This window comes from Streptomyces sp. NPDC020875, from assembly GCF_040641415.1.
Taxonomy (GTDB): domain Bacteria; phylum Actinomycetota; class Actinomycetes; order Streptomycetales; family Streptomycetaceae; genus Streptomyces.
Genome location: NZ_JBFADP010000014.1, coordinates 1 through 26,786, shown reverse-complemented (window position 1 = coordinate 26,786; position 26,786 = coordinate 1). Strand labels below are relative to the sequence as shown.

At 72.6% G+C, this 26,786-nt stretch carries 22 protein-coding genes; 14 read left to right on the top strand and 8 right to left on the bottom strand.

Annotated elements, in window-relative coordinates:
* The first annotated feature begins 247 nt into the window (after positions 1 to 247).
* From AB0G74_RS10275 to AB0G74_RS10230, 10 genes are all read left to right on the top strand, one after another.
* The gene (locus AB0G74_RS10275) at positions 248 to 2,038 is read left to right on the top strand and encodes a 3-hydroxybutyryl-CoA dehydrogenase (RefSeq protein WP_361143197.1); all 1,791 of its coding nucleotides are present in this window, start codon (positions 248 to 250) and stop codon (positions 2,036 to 2,038) included.
* A 156-nt stretch (positions 2,039 to 2,194) separates the two neighbouring features.
* Positions 2,195 to 3,034 (top strand): TetR family transcriptional regulator, encoded by an 840-nt coding sequence (locus AB0G74_RS10270; RefSeq protein ID WP_361142929.1) that lies wholly within the window; start codon positions 2,195 to 2,197, stop codon positions 3,032 to 3,034.
* A 781-nt stretch (positions 3,035 to 3,815) separates the two neighbouring features.
* The gene (ccrA, locus tag AB0G74_RS10265; RefSeq protein WP_361142927.1) at positions 3,816 to 5,153 is read left to right on the top strand and encodes a crotonyl-CoA carboxylase/reductase; all 1,338 of its coding nucleotides are present in this window, start codon (positions 3,816 to 3,818) and stop codon (positions 5,151 to 5,153) included.
* An 11-nt stretch (positions 5,154 to 5,164) separates the two neighbouring features.
* On the top strand, positions 5,165 to 7,195 hold the full coding sequence (locus AB0G74_RS10260) for a protein meaA (RefSeq protein ID WP_361142924.1): 2,031 nt from the start codon (positions 5,165 to 5,167) through the stop codon (positions 7,193 to 7,195).
* On the top strand, positions 7,192 to 8,163 hold the full coding sequence (locus tag AB0G74_RS10255) for a CoA ester lyase (RefSeq protein ID WP_361142922.1): 972 nt from the start codon (positions 7,192 to 7,194) through the stop codon (positions 8,161 to 8,163). Before AB0G74_RS10260 ends, AB0G74_RS10255 begins: the two co-directional genes overlap by 4 nt.
* Before the next feature lie 5 nt (positions 8,164 to 8,168).
* Positions 8,169 to 8,684 (top strand): MaoC family dehydratase, encoded by a 516-nt coding sequence (locus tag AB0G74_RS10250; RefSeq protein ID WP_361143194.1) that lies wholly within the window; start codon positions 8,169 to 8,171, stop codon positions 8,682 to 8,684.
* Entirely contained in the window at positions 8,681 to 9,889 is a 1,209-nt protein-coding gene (locus AB0G74_RS10245; protein ID WP_361142915.1) for an acyl-CoA dehydrogenase family protein, read from the top strand. Before AB0G74_RS10250 ends, AB0G74_RS10245 begins: the two co-directional genes overlap by 4 nt.
* A gap of 178 nt (positions 9,890 to 10,067) precedes the next feature.
* Positions 10,068 to 10,724 carry a phosphatidylserine decarboxylase gene (locus AB0G74_RS10240; RefSeq protein ID WP_361142912.1) on the top strand — a complete coding sequence of 219 codons (657 nt, stop codon included), beginning with the start codon at positions 10,068 to 10,070 and terminating at the stop codon, positions 10,722 to 10,724.
* Positions 10,717 to 11,583 (top strand): CDP-diacylglycerol--serine O-phosphatidyltransferase, encoded by an 867-nt coding sequence (gene pssA, locus AB0G74_RS10235; RefSeq protein ID WP_361142909.1) that lies wholly within the window; start codon positions 10,717 to 10,719, stop codon positions 11,581 to 11,583. Before AB0G74_RS10240 ends, pssA begins: the two co-directional genes overlap by 8 nt.
* 342 nt (positions 11,584 to 11,925) lie before the next feature.
* Positions 11,926 to 13,782, top strand: coding sequence for an AMP-binding protein (locus tag AB0G74_RS10230; protein ID WP_361142906.1), 1,857 nt, complete (start codon positions 11,926 to 11,928; stop codon positions 13,780 to 13,782).
* Positions 13,783 to 14,332: 550 nt separating this feature from the next.
* On the opposite strand, the gene AB0G74_RS10225 is transcribed toward AB0G74_RS10230, so the two are convergent.
* Positions 14,333 to 16,018, bottom strand: coding sequence for a GNAT family N-acetyltransferase (locus tag AB0G74_RS10225; protein ID WP_361142903.1), 1,686 nt, complete (start codon positions 16,016 to 16,018; stop codon positions 14,333 to 14,335).
* Between the two features lie 125 nt (positions 16,019 to 16,143).
* The gene (locus tag AB0G74_RS10220) at positions 16,144 to 17,286 is read right to left on the bottom strand and encodes a glycerate kinase (RefSeq protein ID WP_361142900.1); all 1,143 of its coding nucleotides are present in this window, start codon (positions 17,284 to 17,286) and stop codon (positions 16,144 to 16,146) included.
* A gap of 291 nt (positions 17,287 to 17,577) precedes the next feature.
* Here AB0G74_RS10220 and AB0G74_RS10215 point away from each other — a divergent pair, with 291 nt between their 5' ends.
* The 3 genes from AB0G74_RS10215 to AB0G74_RS10205 all read left to right on the top strand — a co-directional run bounded on the left by AB0G74_RS10215 (position 17,578) and on the right by AB0G74_RS10205 (position 19,728).
* Positions 17,578 to 18,084, top strand: a complete 507-nt coding sequence (locus tag AB0G74_RS10215; RefSeq protein ID WP_361142897.1) for an NUDIX hydrolase — start codon at positions 17,578 to 17,580, stop codon at positions 18,082 to 18,084.
* A 168-nt stretch (positions 18,085 to 18,252) separates the two neighbouring features.
* Positions 18,253 to 18,858, top strand: a complete 606-nt coding sequence (locus AB0G74_RS10210; RefSeq protein ID WP_361142894.1) for a DUF6506 family protein — start codon at positions 18,253 to 18,255, stop codon at positions 18,856 to 18,858.
* 132 nt (positions 18,859 to 18,990) lie between these two features.
* Complete coding sequence (locus AB0G74_RS10205) at positions 18,991 to 19,728, top strand: Sir2 family NAD-dependent protein deacetylase (RefSeq protein WP_361142891.1); 738 nt, start codon at positions 18,991 to 18,993, stop codon at positions 19,726 to 19,728.
* 76 nt (positions 19,729 to 19,804) lie between these two features.
* Here AB0G74_RS10205 and AB0G74_RS10200 read toward each other — a convergent pair whose 3' ends face one another.
* The gene (locus AB0G74_RS10200) at positions 19,805 to 20,269 is read right to left on the bottom strand and encodes a hypothetical protein (protein WP_361142888.1); all 465 of its coding nucleotides are present in this window, start codon (positions 20,267 to 20,269) and stop codon (positions 19,805 to 19,807) included.
* Positions 20,270 to 20,480: 211 nt separating this feature from the next.
* Between AB0G74_RS10200 and AB0G74_RS10195 the strand changes: the two genes are divergently transcribed.
* Complete coding sequence (locus AB0G74_RS10195; protein ID WP_361142885.1) at positions 20,481 to 20,864, top strand: hypothetical protein; 384 nt, start codon at positions 20,481 to 20,483, stop codon at positions 20,862 to 20,864.
* Here AB0G74_RS10195 and AB0G74_RS10190 read toward each other — a convergent pair.
* From AB0G74_RS10190 to AB0G74_RS10170, 5 genes are all read right to left on the bottom strand, one after another.
* Positions 20,861 to 21,415 (bottom strand): methylated-DNA--[protein]-cysteine S-methyltransferase, encoded by a 555-nt coding sequence (locus AB0G74_RS10190; RefSeq protein WP_361142881.1) that lies wholly within the window; start codon positions 21,413 to 21,415, stop codon positions 20,861 to 20,863. The two genes, AB0G74_RS10195 and AB0G74_RS10190, sit on opposite strands and share 4 nt — an antisense overlap.
* Positions 21,412 to 22,935: an AlkA N-terminal domain-containing protein gene (locus AB0G74_RS10185; RefSeq protein WP_361142878.1), complete on the bottom strand. Its 1,524-nt coding sequence runs from the start codon at positions 22,933 to 22,935 to the stop codon at positions 21,412 to 21,414. Before AB0G74_RS10185 ends, AB0G74_RS10190 begins: the two co-directional genes overlap by 4 nt.
* Positions 22,936 to 23,480: 545 nt before the next feature.
* Positions 23,481 to 24,014 carry an O-acetyl-ADP-ribose deacetylase gene (locus tag AB0G74_RS10180; protein ID WP_361142875.1) on the bottom strand — a complete coding sequence of 178 codons (534 nt, stop codon included), beginning with the start codon at positions 24,012 to 24,014 and terminating at the stop codon, positions 23,481 to 23,483.
* A 109-nt stretch (positions 24,015 to 24,123) separates the two neighbouring features.
* On the bottom strand, positions 24,124 to 25,545 hold the full coding sequence (locus AB0G74_RS10175; RefSeq protein ID WP_361142872.1) for an NAD(P)/FAD-dependent oxidoreductase: 1,422 nt from the start codon (positions 25,543 to 25,545) through the stop codon (positions 24,124 to 24,126).
* 221 nt (positions 25,546 to 25,766) lie between these two features.
* The gene (locus AB0G74_RS10170) at positions 25,767 to 26,588 is read right to left on the bottom strand and encodes an inositol monophosphatase family protein (RefSeq protein ID WP_361142869.1); all 822 of its coding nucleotides are present in this window, start codon (positions 26,586 to 26,588) and stop codon (positions 25,767 to 25,769) included.
* Positions 26,589 to 26,786: the final 198 nt, after the last annotated feature.

Here is a 26,786-nt window from a genome sequence, read left to right as displayed (position 1 = left end):
GCAGCCGCCGCGAGTGCGGTCGGTTCGGCGAACAGCACAGTACGGCGCGTGAGTCGGTCACGCGCCGCGTACGGCACGGCCCGGGACGGGGCCGCCGTTCTCACGCACCCCGCGCGACAACCGGGTGCGCCCCGCACAGCTCTGGGCGGCACCGCGCCGCGCGCCGGTCTCCGCTCGAACGGCGCGCGGACCTCCGCCGCCTTCCGTTGAGTCGTCACTCACCCCTTGGAGTCCCCGGATGGACCCGATGGACATCTCCACCACCCCCCTGCGGACCGTCGCCGTCGTCGGTCTCGGCACCATGGGCACCGGTATCGCGGAGGTGCTCGCCCTGGCCGGCCGTGAGGTCGTCGGTATCGACATCGACGAGTCCGCCGCCCGGCGCGCCGTCGCCGCGGTCGAGGAGTCGACGGCGCGTGCCGTGGCGCGCGGCCGGATCACCGGCGCCGAGCGCCGGGCCGCGCTCGCCCGCCTGCGGACCACCACCACCCTCCGCGCCGCCTCGGACGCCGATCTGGTGATCGAGGTGGTCTCGGAGTCGTACGAGGTGAAACAGCGGGTGATCCGGGAGCTGGACGGCATCGTCCGGCCCACGACGATCCTCGCGACCGGTACCAACGCACTGTCGGTGACCCGGCTCGCGGCGGATTCCCGCCGTCCGGAACGGGTCCTCGGGATGCACTTCTTCAACCCGGCGCCCGCGATGCGGCTGGTCGAGGTCGTCTCCTCGGTACTGACCGCCCCCTGGGCGGTCGCCGCCGTCACCGGGCTCGCCCGGGAACTGGACAAGGAGCCCGTCGAGGTGGGCGACCGGCCCGGTTTCGTCGCCGACGGACTGCTCTTCGGCTACCTCAACCAGGCCGCCGCGATGTACGAGTCGAAGTACGCCTCCCGGGAGGACGTGGACGCCGCGATGCGGCTCGGCTGCGGACTGCCGATGGGCCCGCTGGCGCTGCTCGACCTGATCGGCATCGATACGGCCCGTACCGTCCTCGACGCGCTGTACGCCGAGTCCGGGGACCGGCTGCACGCGCCCGCGCCGATCCTGCGGCAGCTCGACGCGGCCGGACTGACCGGCCGCAAAGCGGGCCGGGGCTTCTATACCTATGCCGGGCCCGGCTCGGCCCAGGTGGTGCCCGACGCGCTGACCCCGTCCCCGCTGGCCGCCGGTGCCGTGCCCCGGGAGATCCGTACGGTCGGCGTGGCCGGGTCCGGGACGATGGCGAGCGGCATCGCCGAGGTCTTCGCCAAGGCCGGGTACGACGTGGTGCTCGCGGCCCGCTCCACCACGAAGGCCGACGCGGCGAAGGAACGCGTCGCGGCGTCGCTCGCCCGCTCCGTCGACCGGGGCCGGACCACGGCGGAGGCCCGCGACGCGGCCCTGGCCCGGATCGGGACCGCCGGGGCCCTCGACGCCCTGGCCGGGGCGGATCTCGTACTGGAGGCGGTCGCCGAGGACCTCGCCGTCAAGCAGGCCCTCTTCACCGCCCTCGACGGGATCTGCAAGCCCGGCGCCGTGCTCGCCACCACGACGTCGTCGCTGCCGGTGGTGGCCTGCGCGCGGGCCACCGCCCGGCCGCAGGACGTGATCGGTATGCACTTCTTCAACCCGGCCCCGGCGATGAAACTGGTCGAGGTCGTGCGGACCGTGCTCACCGGCGACGACGTCCACGCCACCGTCCGGGCCCTGACCGCGACGATCAAGAAGCATCCGGTGGACTGCGGCGACCGGGCCGGGTTCATCGTGAACGCGCTGCTCTTCCCCTATCTCAACAACGCGGTGAAGATGCTGGAGCAGCACTACGCGACCGTGGACGACATCGACGCCGCGATCAAGCTGGGCGGCGGCTATCCGATGGGCCCGTTCGAACTCCTCGACGTCGTCGGACTCGATGTCTCGCTGGCCATCGAGAAGGTGCTCCACGAAGAGTTCCGCGAGCCCGGCCTGGCACCCGCGCCCCTGCTGGAACACCTGGTGGCGGCGGGGTGCCTGGGACGCAAGACGGGGCGCGGCTTCCGCGAATACACCCGGCGGTGAACCCCGCTCCGCCCGTGACCGGGGGCGGGGTCACGGGCGGCGTCGCTCCCCGGGACGGGCGGGCCCGCGCCCCGGGACGAACCCGGCCGCCCGTCCCGGGGTCCACGGAGCCGACCGAAGGCGCGGCGATACGTACCCATGCAGTACGTTCGGGTCATGGCCCAGCCCCCTGATCCCCGCAGTCGTACGAACCGACCGAAGTCCGCCACGGACGCGCCCGAGAGCGCCGCGGGCACCCGGGCGGCGGCACAGCGCCTGAAGATGCGCCGAGAACTGGCGGCGGCGGCGATGGAACTCTTCGCCACCAAGGGGTACGAGGCGACCACCGTCGACGAGATCGCGGCCGCCGCCGGGGTCGCGCGGCGCACCTTCTTCCGCCACTTCCGCTCCAAGGAAGAGGCCATCTTCCCCGACCACGACGACACCCTGGTCCGCGCCGAGGCGGTACTGAACGCGGCGCCCCCGCACGAACACCCGCTGGACACCGTCTGCCGGGGCATCAAAGAAGTCATGCGGATGTACGCGTCGTCCCCGGCCGTCTCCGTCGAACGCTACCGGCTCACCCGCGAGGTCCCGACGCTCCGGGAACGGGAGATCGCGTCCGTCGCGCGGTACGAACGCCTCTTCACCCGCTACCTCCTGGGCCACTTCGACGAACGCGACCACCACGACGGCAACGACGACCCCCTGCTCGCGGAGGTCGCCGCGTCGGCCGTCGTCACCGCGCACAACCACGTCCTGCGGCGGTGGCTCCGGGCGGGCGGACAGGGCGACGTGGAATCCCAGCTGGACCACGCGTTCGCCATCGTCCGGGACACCTTCGGCACCAACATGATGGGCGCCGCCCGCACCCCCGCGGTCGAGACGTCCCTGGTGACGGTCGCCGAACCGCACGAAGAGGTCCTGGTGGCGGTGGCCCGCACGGACGCGCCGCTGCCCGACGTGATGCGCACCATCGAGAAGGCCCTCCAGTCCCACCGGGGCGCCTCCCGCTGAGGGTCCCGCCACGTCCTACGCCCGTCGCCCCCGGGGCCCCCAGCACCTCGGCCCTCCGGGGTGCCGCCCCAAAACCCGGGCCGCGCCCGGCCGCCTGATGTTGTTCGCGGTCCGCGGCCCGGCTGTGGCTTGTCGCGCAGTTCCGCCCCCTATGCCTTCGGCGATGGGGGGACCCCCAGCGCCTTGGCTCTCCGGGGCATCGTCCCAAACCCGGGTCCCGCCCGACAGCCTGATGTTGTCGGCGGTCTGCGGACCGCCTGTGGCTTGTCGCGCAGTTCCCCGCGCCCCTAAATGCTCTCCCCGGCATCGCCCCTGAAAAGGGGGTACCCGGGAAGAGGGGCCGCCTCTTCCCGGGGGCGGCCAGGAGGAGCAACCAGGGGCGCGGGGAACTGCGCGAACAGCCACGGACGGTCAGCAGGCCGCGAACAACACCGGGTCGCCGGGCGCGTGGTGCTCCGGAGGGGGAAGGCATCCGGGCCCGGGGAAAGAAACCTGGCACGGAGTGTCTTGTCAGGCGGCACCCAGTGTCATAACGTAAAAGCGTCCGGGCGGCCGATCCCGAGTCACCAAGCTCACCGGTCCCGTCCCCGCGACCCGCGCGCACCGCGCGCCCCGCGTGCCCGGACGCCTGCGTCACAGGCTTTCCGTCGTGCGACCGCACGAACCCGCTCCACCCGCGCCGAACCGACGGCACACGCACACCTCCACAGCAGCTGCACCGCCCCTCACCCTCTTCGGGGTCCGCGAGGACACCCCGACGCGCTTTGCCGGAGGCAACACCGTGAAGGAAATCCTTGACGCGATCCAGTCGGCGGACGCCACGCCCGCGGACTTCGCGGCGCTGGCCGTCCCCGAGTCCTACCGCGCGGTGACCGTGCACAAGGACGAGACCGAGATGTTCGCGGGCCTCGCGAGCCGGGACAAGGACCCCCGTAGGTCACTGCACGTCGAGGACGTCGCGGTGCCCGAGCTGGGGCCCGGCGAGGCGCTCGTCGCGGTGATGGCGAGTTCCGTGAACTACAACTCGGTCTGGACGTCGATCTTCGAGCCGCTCTCCACCTTTGGTTTCCTGGAGCGGTACGGCCGGGTGAGCGATCTCGCCCGGCGGCACGATCTGCCGTACCACGTCATCGGCTCGGATCTCGCGGGTGTGGTGCTGCGCACCGGGCCCGGGGTGAACGCCTGGCGGCCGGGCGACGAGGTCGTGGCGCACTGTCTCTCCGTGGAGATGGAGTCGTCGGACGGGCACAACGACACGATGCTCGACCCGGAGCAGCGGATCTGGGGTTTCGAGACGAACTTCGGCGGTCTCGCGGAGCTGGCGCTGGTGAAGTCGAACCAGCTGATGCCGAAGCCAGCGCATCTGAGCTGGGAGGAGGCCGCGGCGCCGGGGCTGGTGAACTCGACCGCGTACCGCCAGCTGGTGTCCCGTAACGGCGCCCAGATGAAGCAGGGCGACAATGTGCTGATCTGGGGCGCGAGCGGCGGGCTCGGCTCGTACGCCACACAGTTCGCGCTGGCCGGCGGCGCCCATCCGATCTGTGTGGTGTCGAGCCCGGAGAAGGCGGCGATCTGCCGGGCGATGGGCGCCGACGCGGTCATCGACCGGAACGCGGAGGGGTACCGCTTCTGGAAGGACGAGCGGACCCAGGATCCGCGCGAGTGGAAGCGGTTCGGCGCCCGGATCCGGGAGCTGACGGGCGGCGAGGACGTGGACATCGTCTTCGAGCATCCGGGCCGGGAGACCTTCGGCGCGTCGGTGTACGTGACCCGGAAGGGCGGCACGATCGTCACCTGCGCCTCGACATCGGGCTATCAGCACGAGTACGACAACCGCTATCTGTGGATGTCGCTGAAGCGGATCGTCGGCTCGCACTTCGCCAACTACCGGGAGGCGTGGGAGGCGAACCGGCTGATCGCCAAGGGGAAGATCCATCCCACGCTCTCCAAGGTGTACCCGCTGGCGGAGACCGGGCAGGCGGCGTACGACGTGCACCGCAATCTGCACCAGGGCAAGGTCGGCGTGCTGGCGCTGGCGCCCCGGGAGGGGCTGGGGGTGCGGGACGGGGAGACCCGGGCCCGGCACCTCGACGCCATCAACCGCTTCCGGAACGTCTGAGGCCCGGGGAGATGACGGACTCCGGGCAGGAGACACCGCGGCCGAAGGACCGGCCGTGGCTGATGCGGACGTATGCCGGGCATTCCACGGCGGAGGCGTCCAACGAGTTGTACCGGCGCAATCTCGCGAAGGGTCAGACGGGTCTCTCGATCGCGTTCGACCTGCCGACGCAGACGGGGTACGACCCCGATCACGTACTGGCCCGCGGCGAGGTCGGCCGGGTCGGGGTGCCGGTGGCGCATCTGGGCGATATGCGGCGGCTGCTGCGGGACATCCCGCTGGACCGGATGAACACCTCGATGACGATCAACGCCACCGCGATGTGGCTGCTGGCGCTCTACCAGGTGGTCGCCGAGGAGCAGGGCACCGAGATCACCGCCCTCCAGGGCACCACGCAGAACGACATAGTGAAGGAGTACCTGTCCCGGGGGACGCATGTCTTCCCGCCGGGCCCTTCGCTGCGGCTGACCACGGACATGATCGCCTACACGGTCAACCACATCCCGAAGTGGAATCCGATCAACATCTGCAGCTACCACCTCCAGGAGGCGGGGGCCACCCCGGTTCAGGAGATCAGCTACGCCATGGCGACGGCGATCGCCGTGCTGGACGCGGTCTTCGCCTCCGGGCAGATCCCCGACGACCGCCGGGGCGAGGTGGTGGGCCGGATCTCGTTCTTCGTGAACGCGGGCGTCCGCTTCGTCGAGGAGATGTGCAAGATGCGGGCCTTCGGCCGGATCTGGGACCGGATCACCCGGGAACGGTACGGCGTCGACGACCCCCGGCAGCGCCGGTTCCGCTACGGCGTCCAGGTCAACTCCCTCGGCCTGACCGAGGCCCAGCCGGAGAACAACGTCCAGCGGATCGTGCTGGAGATGCTGGCGGTCACGCTCTCCAAGGACGCCCGGGCCCGGGCCGTACAGCTGCCGGCCTGGAACGAGGCGCTGGGGCTGCCCCGGCCGTGGGACCAGCAGTGGTCGCTGCGGATCCAGCAGGTCCTGGCGCACGAGTCGGATCTGCTGGAGTACGACGACATCTTCGCCGGGTCGCGGGTGATCGAGGCGAAGGTGGCGGAGCTGGTCGAGGCGTCGCTGGCGGAGATCGCCCGGATCGACGAGATGGGCGGCGCGATGGCCGCCGTGGAGTCGGGGTATCTGAAGTCGCGGCTGGTGTCGTCGCACGCGGAGCGCCGGGCGAGGATCGAGGCGGGCGAGGAGAAGATCGTCGGCGTCAATGTCTTCGAGGCCACCGAGGAGAGCCCGCTGACCGCCGATCTGGACGCGGCGATCATGACGGTGGATCCGGCGAACGAGGCACGGGTGGTGGCCGGGCTGCACACCTGGCGGGAGGGACGGGACGAGCCGCGCGCCGTCGAGGCGCTGACCGCGTTGAAGCGGGCGGCGATGGGGACCGCGAATCTGATGGCGGCGACCCTGGAGTGCGCCCGTGCCGGGGTCACCACCGGTGAGTGGAGCTGGGCGCTGCGGGAGGTGTTCGGGGAGTTCCGGGCGCCGACGGGGGTGTCGGGCGCGCCGGTGGCGGTGGCCGCCGAGCCGGGGAGCCCGCTGGCCGCGGTGCGGGAGAAGACCGCGCGTACGGCCGCGGAGCTGGGCGCCGGGCGGCTGCGGCTGCTGGTGGGCAAGCCGGGGCTCGACGGGCACTCCAACGGCGCCGAGCAGATCGCCGTACGGGCCAGGGACGCCGGGTTCGAGGTGGTCTACCAGGGCATCCGGCTGACGCCCGAGCAGATCGTGGCGGCGGCACTGGCGGAGGACGTGCACTGCGTGGGGCTCTCCATTCTCTCCGGTTCGCATGCCGAGCTGGTGCCGGACGTACTGGCGCGGCTGCGGGCGGCCGGAGCGGGTGAGCTGCCGGTGGTGGTCGGCGGGATCATCCCGGGCGCGGACGCGGCCCGGCTGCGGGCGGCCGGGGTGGCCGCCGTCTTCACCCCGAAGGACTTCGGTATCACGGAGATCATCGGCCGTATCGTCGACGAGATCCGGCAAGCACATCTGCTCGACCCTCTGGAGGTTCCCGTATGACCAGCCCCTTCGCCGACCGTCCGTCGCGGCCCCGCCGCTCGTGTCTGGCGGTGCCCGGTTCCAATCCCCGGTTCCTGGAGAAGGCCCAGGGGCTGGCGGCCGACCAGGTCTTCCTGGATCTGGAGGACGCCTGCGCGCCGCTGGCCAAGCCGGAGGCCCGGCACACCATCGTGAAGTTCCTCAACGAGGGCGACTGGGGGAACAAGACCCGGGTGGTCCGGGTGAACGACTGGACCACCGAGTGGACCTACCGCGACGTGGTGACCGTGGTCGAGGGCGCCGGGCCCAATCTGGACTGTGTGATGCTGCCGAAGGTGCAGGACGCCCAGCAGATCGTGGCGCTGGATCTGCTGCTCACCCAGATCGAGAAGACGATGGGCTTCGAGGTCGGCCGGATCGGTATCGAGGCGCAGATCGAGAACGCCCGGGGTCTGGTGAACGTGGACGCCATCGCGGGCGCCTCGCCCCGGCTGGAGACCATCGTCTTCGGCCCGGCGGACTTCATGGCGTCGATCAATATGAGGACGCTGGTGGTGGGCGAGCAGCCGCCGGGCTATCCGGCGGACGCGTACCACTACATCCTGATGCGGATCCTGATGGCCGCCCGCACGCACGACCTCCAGGCGATCGACGGCCCCTATCTCCAGATCCGGAACGTGGACGGCTTCCGCGAGGTCGCCGGGCGGGCCGCGGCGCTGGGGTACGACGGCAAGTGGGTGCTGCACCCGGGCCAGGTGGAGGCGGCGAACGAGGTGTTCTCGCCGTCGCAGGAGGACTACGACCACGCCGAGCTGATTCTCGACGCCTACGCCTACTACACGTCGGAGGCGGGCGGGAAGAAGGGGTCGGCGATGCTCGGCGACGAGATGATCGACGAGGCCAGCCGGAAGATGGCGCTGGTGGTCTCGGGCAAGGGCCGCGCCGCCGGTATGACGCGTACCGGCTCCTTCACACCCCCGGAGGCATGAGCACCATGCAGTTCGGCCGTACCTACGAGGAGTTCGAGGTCGGCGCCGTGTACAAGCACTGGCCCGGCAAGACGGTCACCGAGTACGACGACCATCTGTTCTGTCTGCTGACCATGAACCACCATCCGCTCCATCTGGACGCGCACTACGCGGAGGGGTCGACGGACTTCGGGCGGAATGTGGTGGTGGGGAACTACGTCTACTCGCTGCTGCTGGGGATGTCGGTCCCGGACGTGTCGGGGAAGGCGATCGCCAATCTGGAGATCGAGTCGCTGCGGCATGTGGCGCCGACCTTCCACGGCGACACGGTCTACGGCGAGACGACGGTCCTCGACAAGACGCCGTCCCGTTCGAAGGCGGACCGGGGGATCGTCACGGTGGAGACCCGGGGCCACAAACAGGACGGCACCCTCGTCTGCGTCTTCCGGCGCAAGGTGATGGTGCCGACGAAGGCATATGTCGACGAACGCGGCGGGGAGCAGCCGGGCCGCCCCGAACCGAAGGAGCAGGTGCGGCGATGACGGGACGACTGGCCAGGACCGACGGGCTGACCGAGGTCCAGCGGGAGATCGTGGCGACGGTCAGGGACTTCGTCGACAAGGAGATACTGCCGGTCGCGACCGAGCTGGAACACCGGGACGAGTATCCGGTGGCGATCGTGGACGGTCTGAAGGAACTGGGACTCTTCGGGCTGATGATCCCGGAGGAGTACGGGGGGCTCGGCGAGTCCCTGCTGACGTACGCGCTCTGTGTCGAGGAGCTGTCCCGGGGCTGGATGTCGGTCTCGGGCATCGTGAACACCCATTTCATCGTCGCGTACATGCTCAAGCAGCACGGTACGGCGGAACAGAAGGACGCCTTTCTGCCGAGGATGGCCGCGGGCGAGGTCCGGGGCGCGTTCTCGATGTCGGAGCCGGGGCTCGGCTCGGATGTGTCGGCGATCACGTCGAAGGCGGTCCGGGACGGTGACGAGTACGTCCTGACCGGCCAGAAGATGTGGCTGACCAACGGGGGGACCTCGTCCCTGGTCGCGGTGCTGGTCCGAAGTGACGAAGGACACCCCGAGGGAACCGCCCCGCACAAGTCGATGACGACGTTCCTGATCGAGAAGGAGCCCGGGTTCGGCGAGGTCATGCCGGGTCTCACCATCCCCGGCAAGATCGAGAAGATGGGCTACAAGGGCGTCGACACCACCGAGATGATCATGGAGGGGCTGCGGGTCCCCGCCGACCGGGTACTCGGCGGCGCGACAGGCCGGGGCTTCTACCAGATGATGGACGGCGTCGAGGTGGGCCGGGTCAATGTCGCGGCCCGTGGCTGCGGCGTCGCCCAGCGCGCTTTCGAGCTGGGCATCTCCTACGCCCAGCAGCGCCACACCTTCGGCAAGCCGATCGCCGGCCACCAGGCCGTGCAGTTCAAACTGGCCGAGATGGCTACCAAGGTCGAGGCCGCCCATGCGATGATGGTGAACGCTGCACGCAAAAAGGACTCCGGGGAGCGAAACGACCTGGAGGCCGGGATGGCCAAGTATCTGGCGTCGGAGTACTGCAAGGAGGTCGTCGAGGACGCGTTCCGTATCCACGGCGGTTACGGCTTCTCCAAGGAGTACGAGATCGAGCGCCTGTACCGGGAGGCCCCCATGTTGCTGATCGGTGAAGGCACCGCCGAAATCCAGAAAATGATCATCGGACGCCGACTGCTGGAGGAGTACCGAATCCAGGGTTGATCGTCACGTTCGCCCGGGTTTAAACCTCCCGATGACGCGAAGTGGATCACATCCTGTGCTCGGTATCCCGTCGCCGACTCGGCTTCTGGCTTTCCCAGTTGCTACCCGCAACCGCTAGCATCGCCGGAAAGCCGCCGTCCCCGACAACCGCGGCATTCATCCGCTACGAAGGTCATCCATGCCCCACAGCCAGAACTCTGCACCACGCGACGGATTCCCCAAGGGGCGTCTGGCCCGCGGAGCGTCGCCATGGCTTCTGCCGACCGTCGCCACCGCGGCCGTCAGCCTCGCCCGGGCGCGCCGCTCCCGCAGTGCCGCGATCATCGCCGTACCCGCCACCGCCCTCGCGGCGGGCATGCTGTGGTTCTTCCGCGACCCCGAGCGCGAGATCGCGGAGGGCCGGGTCATCTCGCCCGCCGACGGTGTGGTGCAGAGCATCATGCCGTGGAAGGACGGGCGGACCCGGGTCGCGATCTTCATGAGCCCGCTGAACGTCCATGTGAACCGGGCGCCCCTGGCGGGCACGGTGACCTCCGTCGAGCACGTCCCCGGCGGCTTCGTTCCCGCTTTCAACAAGGAGAGCGAGAACAACGAGCGGGTCGTCTGGCACTTCGACACCGAGCTGGGCGACATCGAGATGGTGCAGATCGCGGGCGCCGTCGCCCGGCGCATCGTGCCCTACATCCCGGAGGGCACCAAGGTCGAGCAGGGCGACCGTATCGGCCTGATCCGCTTCGGCTCCCGAGTCGACCTCTATCTGCCCGAGGGTGTCGAGGTCGCGGTCGAGGTCGGACAGACCACCACCGCGGGGGTGACTCGCATTGACCGTGATTGATCCGGATACCCAGGCCAAGGGCTGGTCCGGGGAGAAGGCCCCGGCCAACCCGGAGGCCGACCCGGACACCGAGGAGATGCCTCTCTCCCTGCGGCTCTCGATAGCGGACACGCTCACCCTGGGTAACGCGACCTGCGGATTCATGGCGGTGTACTTCACCACCACCGGAATCCTCATCCCGCATATGCAGGGCAGCACCGAGTCGGGTATGGCGCGGCACAGCGCCGCGACCGCGGTGATCCTGATGCTGCTCGCCGCGATCTTCGACCTCTGCGACGGTCTGGTCGCGCGCAAGCTGCGCAGCTCGCCGATGGGCGCGGAGCTGGACAACCTCTCCGACCTGATCAGCTTCGGACTGGCCCCGGCCTACTTCGTCCTGGTCTACGGCATGGTCGCGGACGACGCCCATCAGCGGGTCTCGGCGGTGGCCGCGATCGTGGTGCTGCTGGCGGTCGTCCTCAGACTCGCCAGATTCTCCTGCGTCACCATGAAGGACGGCATGTTCCAGGGCATGCCGAGCCCCTTCGGGGCGCTGACGGTCGTCTCCATCGTCCTGCTGGAGCTGCCGTTCATCCCGACCCTGCTGGCGATCATCGGTACGGCCTGGCTGATGGTGAGCCGGGTCGAGTACCCCAAGCCCCGCGGCATTCTCGCGGTGGCGATGCTCGGCTGGATCGTCTCCGCGATGGGGCTCCTGGCGGCCTGGGCGTTCGACGCGCCCGGCGGCCAGCTGCTGCTCCAGACCGGCTGCGCGCTCCAGGTGGTGCTGGGCGCGGTGATCCCGCTGTTCGCCACCGCCCGCCGGGTCAACACCTTCCGCTACAACCGGCGGGAGGCACGGGCGGCGCAGCTGCCCTAGGGCGTTTCTTGTGGATCAGGCCGGATCAGCGAGCGGGTTCTGGTGCGTGCGATCGCAAGGCGGAGGAGGGAGTCCACGCGGTGGGGGTACCACCCGCGCCGCTAGGCGCAGGGGGCCGTAGGCGACCGACGACAACGCGGCGAGCGTGCGTGCCAGGGCACGCGAGCCCGGCAAGATCCGCAAGAGACGCCCTGAGCCGGGGACGGCGACCTTCGTAGCATTCGTAGCAAAAGGGCCGGGGCCGGACGCGATGAGGCGTCCGGCCCCGGCCCCTTTGTGCCGGTCTTCTTCGGCCTGTTGCCCTCTCCCGGCGCGCCGCGACTTCTGGGACCATCGGCGGTCATGGCAGGGGGAACAACACTTCACGAACTGTTCGAGAGGGGGGTACGGGCCGCCGGGAAGGACCGTACCGCCGTGATCACCGACCGTGTCCGGCTGTCCTACGGGCAGCTCGACACCCGGGCCGCCCGGCTGGCCCGTCATCTGACCGAGACCGCGGAGATCGGGCCCGGGGACCTGGTCGCCGTCCGGACGCTCCGCGCCCCCGATGTGGTCGTCGCGGTGCTGGCCGTACTGCGGACCGGGGCCGCGTTCACCGTCGTATCGCCCTCGGGCCGGGAGCCCGCGGAGCTGGCGGACGCCCGGGCGGTGATCAGCCACCGCGTCCACTCGGGACGGCTCACGTCGACGCTCGCCCGGCCGCTGATCCTGCTGGACGGCGACTCGGCCGCGATCGACGCCCGGCCCGACACCCCTCTCGACGCGCCCTCGGGCACCGACGCGGCGCTGCTGTTCACCGCCGGGACCACGGGCGCGCCCCGCGCGGTGCCCGTCCCACATGCCCGGCTGACGGCCGCGTACGCCGCCTGGTCGGAGGTCTTCCGGCTCGGGACGGACGACCGGGTCCTGGTCACCGCGGCGCCCGACACGGCCGCTTTCACGGCCGCCCTGGTCCGGGTCCTGGGGGCGGGCGCGACGCTGGTCCTGGGCGCCGGGGAGCCGTACACCGTCGCCGATACGGACCCCGTGACGGCCGGATTCCTCACCTCCGCCCCGGGAGGACCGCAGGACGGGCTGCGGCTGCTGGTCGTCGGCGGGGAACGGATCCGGCTCGCCGATCATGTCGCCCTGGAGCGGCGGCTCACGCCCGGCACCCGGCTGATCGGGCTGTACGGCCCGGCGGAGGTCGCGGGGTGCGGTACCTGGTTCGAGACGGCCCAGCTCACCGGGCCGGTACGCGAGCCGGCCGGGCACGCCTACCTGGGGCGGCCCTTCACCGGGGTCACGGTCGAGCTGCGCGGCAAACGGATCTGGCTCACCCCGCCCGACGGGGGCGACGCGATCCCCACCGGCGATCAGGGGCGCCGCGACGGCGAGGGGCCGCTGGAGTTCCTGGGCCGGACCGCCGACCGCTTCAAGGTGGGCGGCCGTACGGTCGACCCGTACCGGGTGGAGGCGGCGCTGGTCACCCATCCCGCGATCCGCGACGTCCTGGTCGCCCCCGGCGCGTCGGCGGGGGACCGGCCGGTCGCGCATGTCGTACCCGAGCCGGGCTACGTCCCCGACGAGCCCCTGGTCCGCGCGCATCTCGCGAAGACCGTGCACTCGGCGGAGACCCCGGCCGTGGTGGTAAGGATCGCCGCGCTCCCCCGCACCGCGGCGGGCCGCCTCGACCGCGGCGCCCTCACCCGCCCCGTCGCGACCCGGCCCGGGCCTCGCCCCGGCCGGGTCGTGAGCAGCGGCAAAGGCGCGCCCCTGACCCGGGAGGAGACCCTGCGGACGGTGGCCGCGCCCGCGATGCTGATCGCCCTGGTGCTGTCGATCTCCCTCACGAACGTGCTGTGGCCCGGCTCCACGGACCTGTCGATCGTCCCCGACCCGTGGGCCTGGTACTTCCGCGGCCTCTACATCGCCGAACACCTGGCCTTCGTCGCCGGCGTCGGCTTTCTGATCGCAGGCCGCACCCTGATGCCCCGGGACGCGGCACCCGGCTGGCTGACGACCCTCGCCCATCTGGCGATCGTCTACCTCCTGGCGTCCTGGTGGCCCCAGGACAACTTCTACCGCCTGGCGGCCAAACAGGACTGGGAGCGCCAGGCGGCGCTGGTCTACGCCTTCAACATCCCCCTGATGCTGGCGGCGGCGGTGGTGGCCTGCTGGGCGTGGTGGGTGGGCACGCACGAACGCGAACGCGATTGACGCGGGCGCCGTTGCCCCTCCGGGGTTTCGCCACGCCCCCGGACGGCGCCCGGCGGTCGAAACGGGGGCCGCCGCCTTGGCTCTCCGGGGCACCGCCCCAACGACCCGGGTCCCGCCCGGCGCCCTTCCGTTGTTCGCGGCCTGCGGACCGTGGCTGGCTTGTCGCGCAGTTCCCCGCGCCCCTCAACGCTCTCCCCAGCGCCGACCCTGAAAAAGGCACCGCCCCACCAACGAGGGCCCGCCTCTTACCGAGGGCGGTCAGGAGGGCGACCAGGGGCGCGGGGAACTGCGCGAACAGCCACGATGGTGGCGCGGACCGCGAACAACAGCAGGGCGCCGGGCGAGACCCGGATCTTGGGGCGGTGCCCGGGAGTGCCAAGGCGCTGGGGGTCCCCCCATCGCCGAGGCATAGGTTGGGGGTCCCCCCATTGCCGAGGCATAGGTTGGGGGTCCCCCCATTGCCGAAGGCATAGGGGGAGGAACTGCGCGACAAGCCACAGGCGGTCCGCAGGCAGCCGACGGCATCAGGTCGCCGGGCGCGGGCCGGGGCTCAGGGCGCGGGCATCGCGCACTCCGCGCGGACGAACGCGTCCACCGCCGCCAGATGGTCCGGCGTCGGCGCGGCGATCGCCAGGCCCACGTACGGCGTGGGCGCGTACGCGGCGGTGGGGATCGTCGGGACGAGGACCGTGCCGAGGGTGGCGCAGCGTTCCGCGAGCCGGGCCAGGAACGCGATCAGCTCCGCGTCGGGGAGCCGCGCGCCGAGCGGTACGTGGTCGAGGGTGCGGACGAGCCCCCGTTCCGCGCCGCCGCCGGTCTCCGCGAGCCGCTGGCGGATCATGAAGGCGACCGATGGGCCGGTCAGCCGCAGATTGGTCTCGGCGGGGGCGAGCCGCCCGGTCCCGTCCTCGATGTAGTCCACGTCGAACCAGCCCCGGTAGCCCGTCGCGGCCAGCTCCGTACCGACCGCGTGCCCGAAGCGCGTGGCGCGTTCCGCGGTGGCGTCGCTGACGGCTCCGGGGCCCGCCGTGGCGCCCCGGTAGGCCGTACCGTCCATGGTCATCGCGGCGACGCCGACGTCGTGGACCGTGCCGGACACGTCGACCAGGCCGTCGTAGGTGGGGTGGGTGGCGCCGTCGACGTACTCCTCGAGCAGCAGTGGGCCCCGGGGCAGGGCGCGGGGCCGGGGGCGGGCGGTGTGGATCACGGTGCCGGAGCCGCCCGCGCCGTGCTCGGTCTTGGCGACGGTCCGCCGCCCGGTCCGGGCCCTGGCGGCGATCAGCCGGGCGGCGGCCCTGCGGTTCGCGGGGGTCCAGCGTTCGGGCGGCCGGATCCCGGGGTGGCCGGGTGCCAGCCGGGCGAAGAGTTCGTGGGAGGCGCGCTTGGATTCGTACCGCAGGGCGTCCGGCGGCAGGGCCTGCCCGTCGAGCCGGGCGACGGCCGGGGTACGGCCCCAGGGGACGACGGGGGTGTCGCGCCAGCGGTCCCCGAGGCCGCCCCGGGCGAGCAGGGCGGCCTCGTCGGTCTCGTCGTACAGCTCTACGGACGACCAGCGCAGCCGCTCGGCGACGAGGCCGAGCCAGCCGTCGGGGATCCGGCCCGGGAGGACGACTGCGGCGGGGTGGAGTCCGGTGAAGGCGGCGAGGCAGGCGTAGTGGTCGGCGGCCTCGCGGTGGGCCGGGCCGACGCGCCCGGTCGTCGCCGGTGCGAACTGTGCCTGGAACTCGGCGACGTTCCCGAGGTGGACGGCGCGCCGTCCGCCCGTCCAGGCCCGGGCCCAGCCGGGCCGGGCGGGGATCGGCACGGTGAGGGCGGGCAGCGGGGCGCTCTCCGTACCGGGCACGGGCCGGGCGCCTAGTGCGAGGTAGAACCCGACGGCGTGCGGGTCGGACTCGATGGTGAGCCCGGTGAAGCCGAGTGCTCCGGCCTCTTCGACGGCATGCGCGTACAGGGCGCGGCCGAGCCCGGCCCTCATGGTGTGGGGTGCGACGAACAGCAGCCCGATCCGGCCGTGCGGGGGTGTGCCGTCGAGGCAGACGAGTCCGGCGAGTTCGCCGTCGGGTGCCTCGGCCACGGCGATCCGCCGCCGGGGGATGTCGGCCGCGGTGACGGTCAGCTCGTCCCGGCAGGCGGCCATGAACGCGTCGTCGTACCCCCAGTGGGCCTTGGCGGCGAGTACGAGTGCCGTGGCGGCCCGGGCCTCGGCGTCGGTGGGTCTGGCGGGGCGGATCCACACCCTCGGTGTCCTCCTGTCGGTGGTGGAGTGCCGATGCCGGTCCGGGCCCGGCGGGGCGGCCGGGACGGCTTCGGCGGGCGGCGCCGGCGCTCGGACCAGCCCAGGTCAGGTCAGGTCAGGTCAGGTCAGGTCAGATAGTCGCGGGCGATGTCCTCCGCCACCCGTTCCAGGAGTTCGCCCGCGTGTGTCATAGAGCGTTCCGGGTCGGGTTCCACGGCGGTGAGGGGGTAGGCCCGGCGGATACCGGTCCGGGCGAGTTCCTCCGGCGACAGGGCGAGCCGTCCGCAGACGGCGACCGTGTCGACGCCCCGGGCGCGGGCCGCGGCGGCGACTCCGGCGGGGGCCTTGCCGTACGGGGTCTGGGCGTCGAGGGAGCCCTCGCCGGTGATGACGAGGCCGACACCGTTCAGCGCGCGGTCGAAGCCGAGGACTTCGAGCACGACCTCGATACCGGGGCGGAAGACCGCGCCGAGGACGACGAGGGCGCCGTAGCCGACGCCTCCGGCGGCACCGGCGCCGGGCTCCGCCGACCGTTCGCGGCCGAGGACGTCGGCGTAGTGGGTCAGGGCCGCGTCGAGTACGGCGACTTCGGCGGGCCCGGCGCCTTTCTGCGGCCCGTAGACGGCGGCGGCGCCCCGGGGCCCGGTCAGGGGGTTGGCGACATCGCCCGCGAGGATCAGTCCGGTGTCCCGGAGGCGGGGGTCGAGTCCGGTGAGATCGGCGGTGGCGAGACCGGCGAGGGCCGCGCCGCCGGGCGGCAGGGGCGTACCGTCGGCGGCGAGGAACCGGGCGCCGAGGGCGGTGAGCATTCCGGCGCCGCCGTCGGTGCAGGCGCTGCCGCCGACGCCGAGGACGATGTTCCGGGCGCCGGTGTCGAGGACGGCCCGCAGGATCTCGCCGCAGCCGTGGCTGGTCGCCGTCAGCGGGGCGAGGACTCCGGCGGGCAGCAGCCGGAGCCCGGCGGCTTCGGCCAGTTCGACGACGGCAATGCCGTCCCGCAGGGCGTAGGCCGCGGTGACGGGTTCGCCGAGCGGCCCGGTGACGCGTACCGTACGCCGGTCGAATCCGGCGGCCACCGCGGCCGCGACCGTGCCGTCACCGCCGTCGGCGACGGGCAGGGACACGACGTCGAGGCCGGGGGCGGCCCGGCTCAGCCCCCGTGTCACCCGTTCGGCGACCTGGACCGCCGTGAGGGAGCCTTTGAACTTGTCGGCCGCGACGAGCACCCGGGGGGCTCGCGCGGACCGGTTCACCGCGCCGTCCGTCACCTTGCGTCCTTTGCCGTCGAACAGGCAGTCGCGCCGGGGCGACCCTATCGGGGCGCCGACGCGGCCGACCAGTCGTACGGACGCGACAGGACGCGCGGCGCCGCTTCCGGGTCCGAAGGGGCACGAATCGCCGAACTACCGTGCGGTACGGTCCGGCTGACGGTGGAACATGCCCCCGTCACGGGCCGGACCGGGCCGGAACGGGAGAATCCGTGAACGCTCGTCCGTGAAATTGCACGGGAACCGGAATCCGGGCCCCGGAACCACTGGCTCTGCACCTAGGCTGCGGGGGTGACCACGGATCATGACAGCGACAGCGCTTACAGCGCCTATATCGCCACCCTGCCCCGTGTCCTGTCCGCCGCGGGGATACTGCTCCGGGACGAACTGGGCCGACTGCTCGTCGTCGAGCCCAATTACCGCGACGGCTGGGCACTGCCCGGTGGCACGGTCGAGTCGGACGGCGGCGAGACGCCGAGGGAGGCGGCCCGGCGCGAGACGCTGGAGGAAATCGGGCTCGACGTCGAACCCGGCAGGCTGCTGGCGGTCGACTGGGTACGCGGCCCGCTGCGGCCACCGATCGTGGCCTATCTGTACGACGGCGGGGTGCTCTCGCCCGAAGGGCTGGACGGTATCCGGCTCCAGGAGGACGAACTGCTGTCGTGGCGGCTGATCGACCGCAAGGACGTGCCCGACTATCTGCTGCCGCCCCTTGGTCACCGGGTCGCGGCGGCGCTGGACTCCCTGGACTCGGGTTGCGGGGCGGTCGAGTTGGTGGACGGGCATCCGCTCCACTGAACCGCCGGTCCACCGGCCTTCCGACCCTTTGATCTGATCCGTTGCCCGGGCGGCGGGGCGGGAATCCCCGCCCCGCCGTTCGGTGTTGACATCGGTACGACGGCATCGAGCCGCGTGCGGTCCCGGTGCGGCTCTGCCGGGACGCGATCCGATCCGGGGAGGCATGTCATGGCCGGAGACACGGCGATCATCTTCCGTTCCGAGGAGCCGGAGGACTCGGGCGCCCCGCCGCCCGCGCCGGTCCGGACCGGTCCCGACGGCGCGGCGACCCATATCCTCACCGCGCCCACCCCGGCCGCCGCCGCGGCCCTGGCCGCCGAGTACGCGAAGCGGGGGACGACCACGGTCGAGCTGTGCGGTGCGACGGGCTATCCCTGGGCGGCCGAGGTGGAGGCCGCCGTCCGGGGCCGGGCCCGGGTCGGTACGGTCCTGTTCGGTTTCGAGTCCCTGGTCGACGTCGCCCGGTACAAGCGGCGCGCGACCGCGGGCGAGGCGCAGCGGGAGCTGTTCCTGTACGTCCAGCCGGGCGCGGATCCGGCGAAGGACCGGTTCGTCCGCCCGGCGGGCCCGAGCACTTCGACATTCGTCGCCGTGCCCGAGGCGTCGGCCGGGGCGGCGGTCGCGGCGGAGTTCGCGGACTCCGTCCAGCTGATCGAGTTGTACGGGGGCTGGGACGGGGAGTCGGTGGCGGCGGTGATCCGGGCGGTGGAGGAGCGGGTCCCGGTCGGGGTGGCGGTGCACTCCGCTCCCCCGCCGGCCGCGTTCGACGACTGACGCGACCGTCGGACGGAGCGGGGCCGCCTGTCGGCCCCGACCGCTCCCGGGCGGCCTCCGGTCGGCGGCGACCCGCCGTGGCGTGCGGAAAGCCAGTCGCACGGGGCCGGGTGGCGTGCCTAGGCTCGGGGTATGACTCTCGTCGCCATTCTCAGCGGTGCCGGTATTTCCACCGACTCCGGGATCCCCGACTACCGGGGGCCGAACGGTCTGTGGCGGCGCGATCCCGAGGCCGAGAAGCTCGTCACGTACGACACCTATATGGCCGATCCGGAGATCCGCCGCCGCTCCTGGCTGATGCGCCGGGCCAATGCCGCGCGCGGTGCCGAGCCCAACGCGGCGCACCGGGCGGTCGCCGAGCTGGAGCGGCGGCCGGGGGTGGCGCTCCGGGTGGTCACCCAGAACGTGGACGGGCTGCACCAGGCCGCGGGCCTGCCGGAGCGCAAGGTCCTCGAACTCCACGGCACCACGCACTCCGTGGTCTGTACGGGCTGCGGGGCCCGGTCGGCGATGGCGGATGCGCTGGCCCGGGTCGACGCGGGCGAGCCGGATCCGGCGTGCCGGTCGTGCGGCGGGATTCTGAAGTCCGCGACGGTCATGTTCGGCCAGCCGCTGGACTCGGACGTCCTGGGGCGGGCGATGTCGATCGCGAAGGCGTCCGAGATCTTCATCGCGGTCGGCAGCAGTCTTCAGGTACAGCCCGCGGCGTCGCTGACGGGGATGGCGGCGGAGGCCGGGGCGCGGGTGATCGTGGTGAACGCCGAGCCGACGCCGTACGACGCGATCGCGGACGAGATCGTCCGTGAGCCGATCGGTACGTCGCTGCCGGAGCTGCTGCGCCGGGTGGCCGACGCCGCGGGAGCCGTCTGAGCCGGGGCCGGTACGCCGCCCCGGAGTGTGCGGGCCCGGTGCGCAGGAGCCGCCGGGGAGATACGGAACGTATCCGTCAGGCGTCCGGGTCCCCGGCCATCCCCGAGACCTGGGCGATGCCCTCGACCTCCCGCCGGTCCGCCTGGTGTCCGCTCTCCCGGCCGTCGATCCGGTCGCGCAGATCGCGCAGCCGGTCGGGGTCGTCGGCCACATCGGGCGGGACCAGGGACATCACCTCTTTGGCGTGCTCGCCGTCGCCGAGCCGGGCCACGACGTGCTCGGCGCGGTCCTCGTAGCCAGGGCGCATGGCCCCGATCAACCCGATGAGCTGGAGGAGTTCCTGCCGTACTTCGGCGGTGAACAGTTCCCGCTCCTCGTCGTCCAGGCTGAGCCGGGCCGTACCGCCGCCCTGTTCGGCCCAGAGCCGGACGATCTCCATCAGCAGCCGGAACTGGGGCTCGGGCATCCGGGCCCGCAGGGTGTCGACGTAGAGCAGATAGCGCCGCAGGGCCAGTTGCTCCGGTTCGTTCGCCTCCGCCACGGCCTTCCCCTCTCTCCACCGGTCCACCGACCGGGCCCGTCGGCCCCGTCGATCCGGCCGGTCCCGTGTCCACGGGTGGTGTCTGCCCGGTGAGGCGGTCGCCGACACGGGAGTTCGACGGGGTCCGGCCAGGATCGGACACCCGGGAACCGGCACGGGGCCGAGGGCGTCGTCCCCGGTGGCCGTGGTTCGGCGGGCGGAGGGGCGCGGGATGTATCTGTCCGGGGACGACTGGTGGCTCGTACCGTTCGCCGTGATGATGCTGTGGCTGTTCCTCGGCCCGTTCCTGATGGCGGCCGCGGGTGCCTGGTACGCGTACCGGCCGGGGCGTGGGGCCCTGTTGTGGTCGGTCGTCCCGGCCCTGGTCGCGGTGGCCGCGCCGCTACAGACCCTGGTGCGGTCCCTGGAGTGGGGGCGTCCCGGGGTCCCGGACACCCTCGTGTCCTTTCTCCTCGGGTACGTCGGCCTGATCACGGTGCTGCCCTGGCTGGGCGGTTGGGGTCTGGTCCGTACGGTGCGGGTGCTGCGGGCCCGCCGGGCGCGGAAGGCGGCCCCGGGGGCTCCCCCGGGCTGGAAACGGGGGCTCCCGGGCTAGAAAAGTGCCTCCGGGGTGTCCGTACGGCCCGATTCGAAGGCGAGCAGCCGCTGTTTGCGGTCGAGTCCGCCGCCGTAGCCGATGAGGTTGCCGGTGGAGCCGATCACCCGGTGGCAGGGGACGATGATGCTGATCGGGTTCTTCCCGTTGGCGAGGCCGACCGCGCGGGAGGCGTTGGGGTTGCCCAGCTCCTCGGCGAGTTCGCCGTAGGTGCGGGTCTCGCCGTACGGGATGGTCAGCAGCCGCTCCCAGACGCGGCGCTGGAAGTCGGTGCCGTCCAGCCGCAGCGGCAGGTCGAACACGGTCAGTTCACCGGCGAAGTAGGCGTCGAGCTGGCGGACGGTCTCCGTGAAGGGTTCCGTGGCGGGCTCGCCGAAGGTCTCGTCGGCGGGGCGGTGGCGTTGCCGGGACATGTATACGCCGCTGAGGACGCCGCCGGTGGCCACGAGGGTGAGCGGGCCGTACGGGCTGTCGGTCACCATGTGCTGTCGGTCGGTTCCGGCCGGGCCGGTCGTCGGGGGCGTGCCGGTGGCGCGGGTCTCACGGGTCATGCGGGGGCCTTCTCGTCGGTGGGGAGATGGTTGATGGGGTGGTCGTCGGTTGCCCACAGGTACTGGACGGCGTAGGCGCGCCAGGGCCGCCAGGCGGCGGCGTGGGCGGTGAGCGCGGCCGGGCCGGCGGGCAGGCCGAGGCTCGTGGCGGCCCGGCGCATGCCGAGGTCGGTGGGGAGGAAGGCGTCGGGATCGCCGAGGGCGCGCATGGCGATCACCTCGACGGTCCAGGGGCCGAATCCGGGGAGGGCGGAGAGTCCGGCCCTGGCGTCGTCCCAGTCGCTGTCCACGCCGAGGGCGAGCCGCCCGTCGGCGAGGGCGGTGACGAGGGTGATCAAGGTGGTCCGTCTGCTCCGGGGCAGGGCGAGGGCCTCGGGGTCGAGCCCGGCGAGCGCCTCCGAGGTGGGGAAGAGATGGGTGAGGCCGCCTTCCGGGTCGTCCACGGGGTCGCCGTGGGCGGTGACCAGCCGGGCCGCGTGGGTACGGGCGGCGGCGGTCGACACCTGCTGGCCGAGGACCGCGCGGACGGCGAACTCGGCGGCGTCCACGGTCCTCGGCACCCGCCGTCCGGGGGCCTTCGTCACCAGGGGTTTCAGCAGGGGGTCTGTGGCGAGCTGGCCGTCGACGGCGACCGGGTCGGCGTCGAGGTCGAGCAGCCAGCGGCAGCGGCTGATCGCGATGGTCAGATCGCGGGTGTCGGTGAGCAGGAGTCGGCAGGCGATGTGGTCCGGGCGCGGGGCGAGGGCGACGATTCCGGTGCCGTACGGGAGCCGGAGAGTGCGCCGGTACGCGCCGTCGCGCCACTCCTCGACCCCGGGTACGGCGGTGGCCGCGAGGTGGCCGAAGAGGTTGTCGGGGTTGAGGGGGGCGCGGAACGGCAGCCGGAGTGTGATCGCGCCGGGAGTACCGGTTCCGGCGCCGTTCATGCCGTTCACATTGTTCGCGCCACCGGGGCGGCGGGCGGCCCGGGCCCGCAGCTCCCCCGGGGCGAGGGCGAAGACCTCGCGGACGGTGCCGTTGAAAGTGCGGATCGAGGAGAATCCGGCGGCGAAGGCGATCTCCGCCATCGGCAGTCCGGTGGTCTCGATCAGTACCCGGGCGGTCTGGGCCCGCTGGGCCCGGGCCAGAGCGAGGGGACCGGCGCCCAGCTCGGCGCTGAGCTGCCGTTCGATCTGCCGGGTCGAGTAACCGAGCCGGGCCGCGAGCCCCGGTACGCCGTCGCGGTCGACGACCCCGTCCCGGATCAGCCGCATCGCGCGGGCCACGGTGTCGGCCCGCGCGTTCCACTCCGGGGACCCGGGGCTGGTGTCGGGACGGCACCGCTTGCACGCCCGGAACCCGGCCTGCTGGCAGGCGGCGGCGCTGGGGTAGAACGTCATGTTCTCCGGCTTGGGCGGAACGACCGGGCAGCTGGGACGGCAATAGATCCTGGTGGTCAGTACGGCGGTGAAGAACCAGCCGTCGAAGCGGGCGTCCTTCGACTGCACGGCGCGTACGCACCGCTCGGTGTCGGTGTGCATACGTCCCAGGATCCCCCACGGGGGCGCCTCGGGCTGGCGAGAATCCGACATGGGGGTCCCTCGGGCGTCGCCCCCCGGCGCCTCGGGCCTCCCGGGCCGCGCCCGGCAGCCTGATCTTGTACGCGGTCTGCGGACCGGCCCTGGCTGGTCGCGCAGTTCCGCCCCCTATGCCTTCGGCAATGGGGGGACCCCCAGCGCCTCGGCCCTCCACGGCGTCGCCAAAAGACCCGGGCCGCGCCCGGCGACCTGATGTAGTTCGCGGCCCGCGGCCCGCGGCTGCCTGTTCGCGCAGTTCCCCGCGCCCCTAAAAGCCTCTCCCCGGCCTCGCCCTTGGGAAAGTAGGGGCCCGGCTCCCTCCAAGGGCGACGAGGAGGGCAACCCAGGGGCTCGGGGAACTGCGAGGCAAGCCACCCACCGGGCCGCAGGCGCGCGTGATACAGCGGCCCGGCAAGGCAGACGGCGTCGGCGGTGCCCCGGAGAGCCGAGGCGCTGAGGGTCCCCCACTGGCGAAAGCGTAGGCGGCGGGGGCCCGACCGGTAGGTAGGTCAGAGCGTCGTCGCCGCGAGGACCGAGAGGAACTCCTCGTACGCGTACTCGTCGAAGAGCACGAAGCGCACCTCCGTCACCGGCGGGTACGCCGATTCGCGGACCGTGTGGACCGCGATCCGCGCCGCGTCGTCCATCGGCCAGCCGTAGATGCCCGTGGAGATCGCGGGGAAGGCGACCGTCTTCGCGCCCAGCTCGGCCGCCAGCCGCAGGGATTCCCGGTAGCAGGAGGCGAGCAGCCCGCCACGGTCGTATTCCCGGGACCAGACGGGCCCGGGGGTGTGGATCACATGGTCCGCCGCCAGCCGTCCCGCCGTCGTCGCCACGGCCTGCCCGGTCTTCAGGCCCTTGCCGTAGTGGGAGGCCCGCAGGGCTCGGCAGGCCGCCAGGATCTCGGGGCCGCCCGCCCGGTGGATCGCCCCGTCCACGCCTCCGCCGCCGAGGAGCGAGGTGTTCGCGGGGTTGACGATGACGTCGGCGTGCTGCTCGGTGATGTCACCGCGCACGAGGACGATGGCGGATTGCTGGCTCATAGCGTCATCATCCCACCGGATACCGGCGGTTCGGCCCCCGCCCGGGTCCGGGCAGGGGCCGCAGAGGGGTCGTACGGCGGCACGCGGGGCGTCCGGGCGGGTCGTGGCGTCAGCCCGCCGCGCCCGCCGTGCTCCGCAGCCGCCGCCAGACCGCCTTGGCGGCCCAGTGGCCGGACATGCCGTGGACACCGGGGCCCGGCGGGGTCGCGGACGAGCAGAGGAAGACGGCCGGGTGGGCGGTGGCGTACGGGACGCGGGCCAGTTTGGGGCGGATGACGGTCTGGAGCCCGGCGAAGGCGCCGCAGGCGATGTCGCCGCCGACGTAGTTGGCGTTGTGCGCGGCGAGCTGCGGCGGTCCGGCGACGGCCCGGGCGAGGACGAGGTCCCGGAATCCGGGGGCGAACCGTTCGATCTGGCGCTCGACGGCCTCGGTGGCGTCGCCTTCCCAGCGGGCCGGGACGTGTCCGTACGCCCAGAAGACGTGCTTGCCTTCGGGGGCGCGGGACGGATCGACCAGGGTGGGCTGGGAGGTGATCAGGAACGGGGTCTTCGGGTCGCGGCCGGTGACGGCGGCCTGGAGCGCGGCCTCGATCTCCCCGGCGGTCGGGCCGATGTGGACCGTACCGGCGGTACGGGCCTCCCGCGCGGTCCACGGCACCGGGCCCGACAGCGCGTAGTCGATCTTGAAGACGGAGGCGCCGTAGCGATAGCGGTCGTACGCGCTCCCCAGCCCGGCGATCCTGGCCAGGGCGGTCGGCGAGGTGTCGAAGACGTACGCCCGCGCGGGCGGCAGCTCGTCCAGCCGCTTGACCTCGACACCGGTGTGGATCGTGCCGCCGAGATCACGGATGTATCCGGCGAGGGCGTCGGAGATCGCCTGCGAGCCGCCGCGCGGCAGGGGCCAGCCGCGTTCGTGCGCGGCGAGCGCGAACATCAGGGCGATCCCGGTGGTGGCGACGCCCGAGGTCGAAGCTATCGCGTGCGCGGCGAGCCCGGCGAGCAGTCCGCGCGCCTTGTCGCCCTCGAACCGGCGCATCGTCCAGGTCGCGGGCCGCAGTGCCGAGAGTCCGAACCGGGCGAAGCGGTACGGGTCGCGGGGCAGACCTTCCCACGGGGTGCGCAGGAAGTCGGCGGCGAGATCGTCCCAGTGGCCCGAGTACGGCTCGACCAGCCGCCGGTACGCGCCCGCGTCCCGGGGCCCCAGGGACATGGCGCTCTCCCCCACGGACCGGGTGAGCACGGCGGCGGTGCCGTCCGGGAAGGGATGGGCCAGCGGCAGTTCGGGGTGCAGCCACTCCAGTCCGTAGCGGGCCAGCGGCAGCGCGGAGAACGCGGGCGAGCCGATCCCGAGGGGGTGGACGGCGGAGCACGGATCGTGCCGGAAGCCGGGGAGCGTCGATTCCTCGGTCCTGGCACCGCCGCCGACGGTGTCCCGGGCCTCGAACACGGCGACGGAGAAACCGCGGCGGGCGAGTTCGGCGGCGGCGGTGAGGCCGTTGGGGCCCGCGCCCACGACGACGGTATCGAGCATCGACGGCACCTTCGGACTCCATTCGTCAGCCGACGGCTTGAGCGCTGTCCAGGATATTCCGCGCGCGGGACGGGCGGCGGCGCGGCCCCCGCCGGTTCGGCGCGCCGCCGCCCGCCCCGGGGGCCTTGCCCTCCCGTGCTCCTCGCCGAACGGGGAGCGCCGAGGTGCTGGGGCTCCCCCGTCGCCGAAGGCACAGGGGGCGTGCGGCCCCTGGGAACGGGCTACGCGCGCAGCGCCTCGTGGACGCGGCGGGCCGTCGCCGCGTCGCGGGCCGCCGTGAAGGGCAGCGCGTTGCCGCCGCCGATCCGGAACGGTTCGCCGTCGAGCGTCAGATGCGCCCCGCCCGCCTCGGTGACCAGCAGCAGGCCCGCCGCGTGGTCCCAGGCCGCTTCCCAGGAGAAGGCGACCGCGTCCAGCGCGCCCCGGGCGACGGCCAGGTACTCCAGGCCGGCGGAGCCGCAGGGGCGGGGTTCGAAGCCGGGCGCGTTGAGGCCGAGGAGGGCGTGCTTCTGCGCGTCGGTGGTGTAGTCGGGGTGGGACGTGGCGATGTCGAGGACCGCGTCGGGCCCGGGGTTCCCGGCGCGCAGGAGCGTGCCGTCGAGCCGCGCGCCGCCGCCCCGGGTCGCGGTGGCGAGGGTGTCGAGGGCCGGGGCGTACGTCCACGAGGCCAGCAGCTCGCCCCGGTGGGCGAGCGCCACGAGGGTGCAGAAGCCCTCCTCGCCGCGGACGAACTGGCGGGTGCCGTCGACGGGGTCGACGATCCAGACGGGCGCGTCGCCGGTGACGGCTTCGTAGACGGCCGGATCGGCGTGGACGGCCTCCTCGCCGACGACCACGGAGCCGGGCAGCAGCCGGGTCAGGGCCGCGGTGAGGTGTTCCTCGGCCAGCCGGTCGGCGGTGGTGACCAGGTCGTGGGGGCCGCTCTTCTGGACGACCTCGTCGGCGGCCAGCTGCCGGAACCTCGGCATGATCTCGGCGGCCGCGGCCTTGCGGACCGCCTCCTCGACGTCGGACAGGTCTCCGCTGAGAAAGTGATCGATCATATCTCCAGCTAAGCACGTCCGTGCAGACGCCACGCACGCGATCGGCGGTCCGGCGTCCGGACTTCGCCGCGAATGGGTCACATGTTCGCCACAGGGCCATCGGGGCGGAGGCGTCCGCGCGGGGTGCGGCGCGGACCGGCACTAGGCCGTGTCTTCAAAATGGCGCCGTCCGCCCGTAGGGCGGGGCCCGCGGCGTCC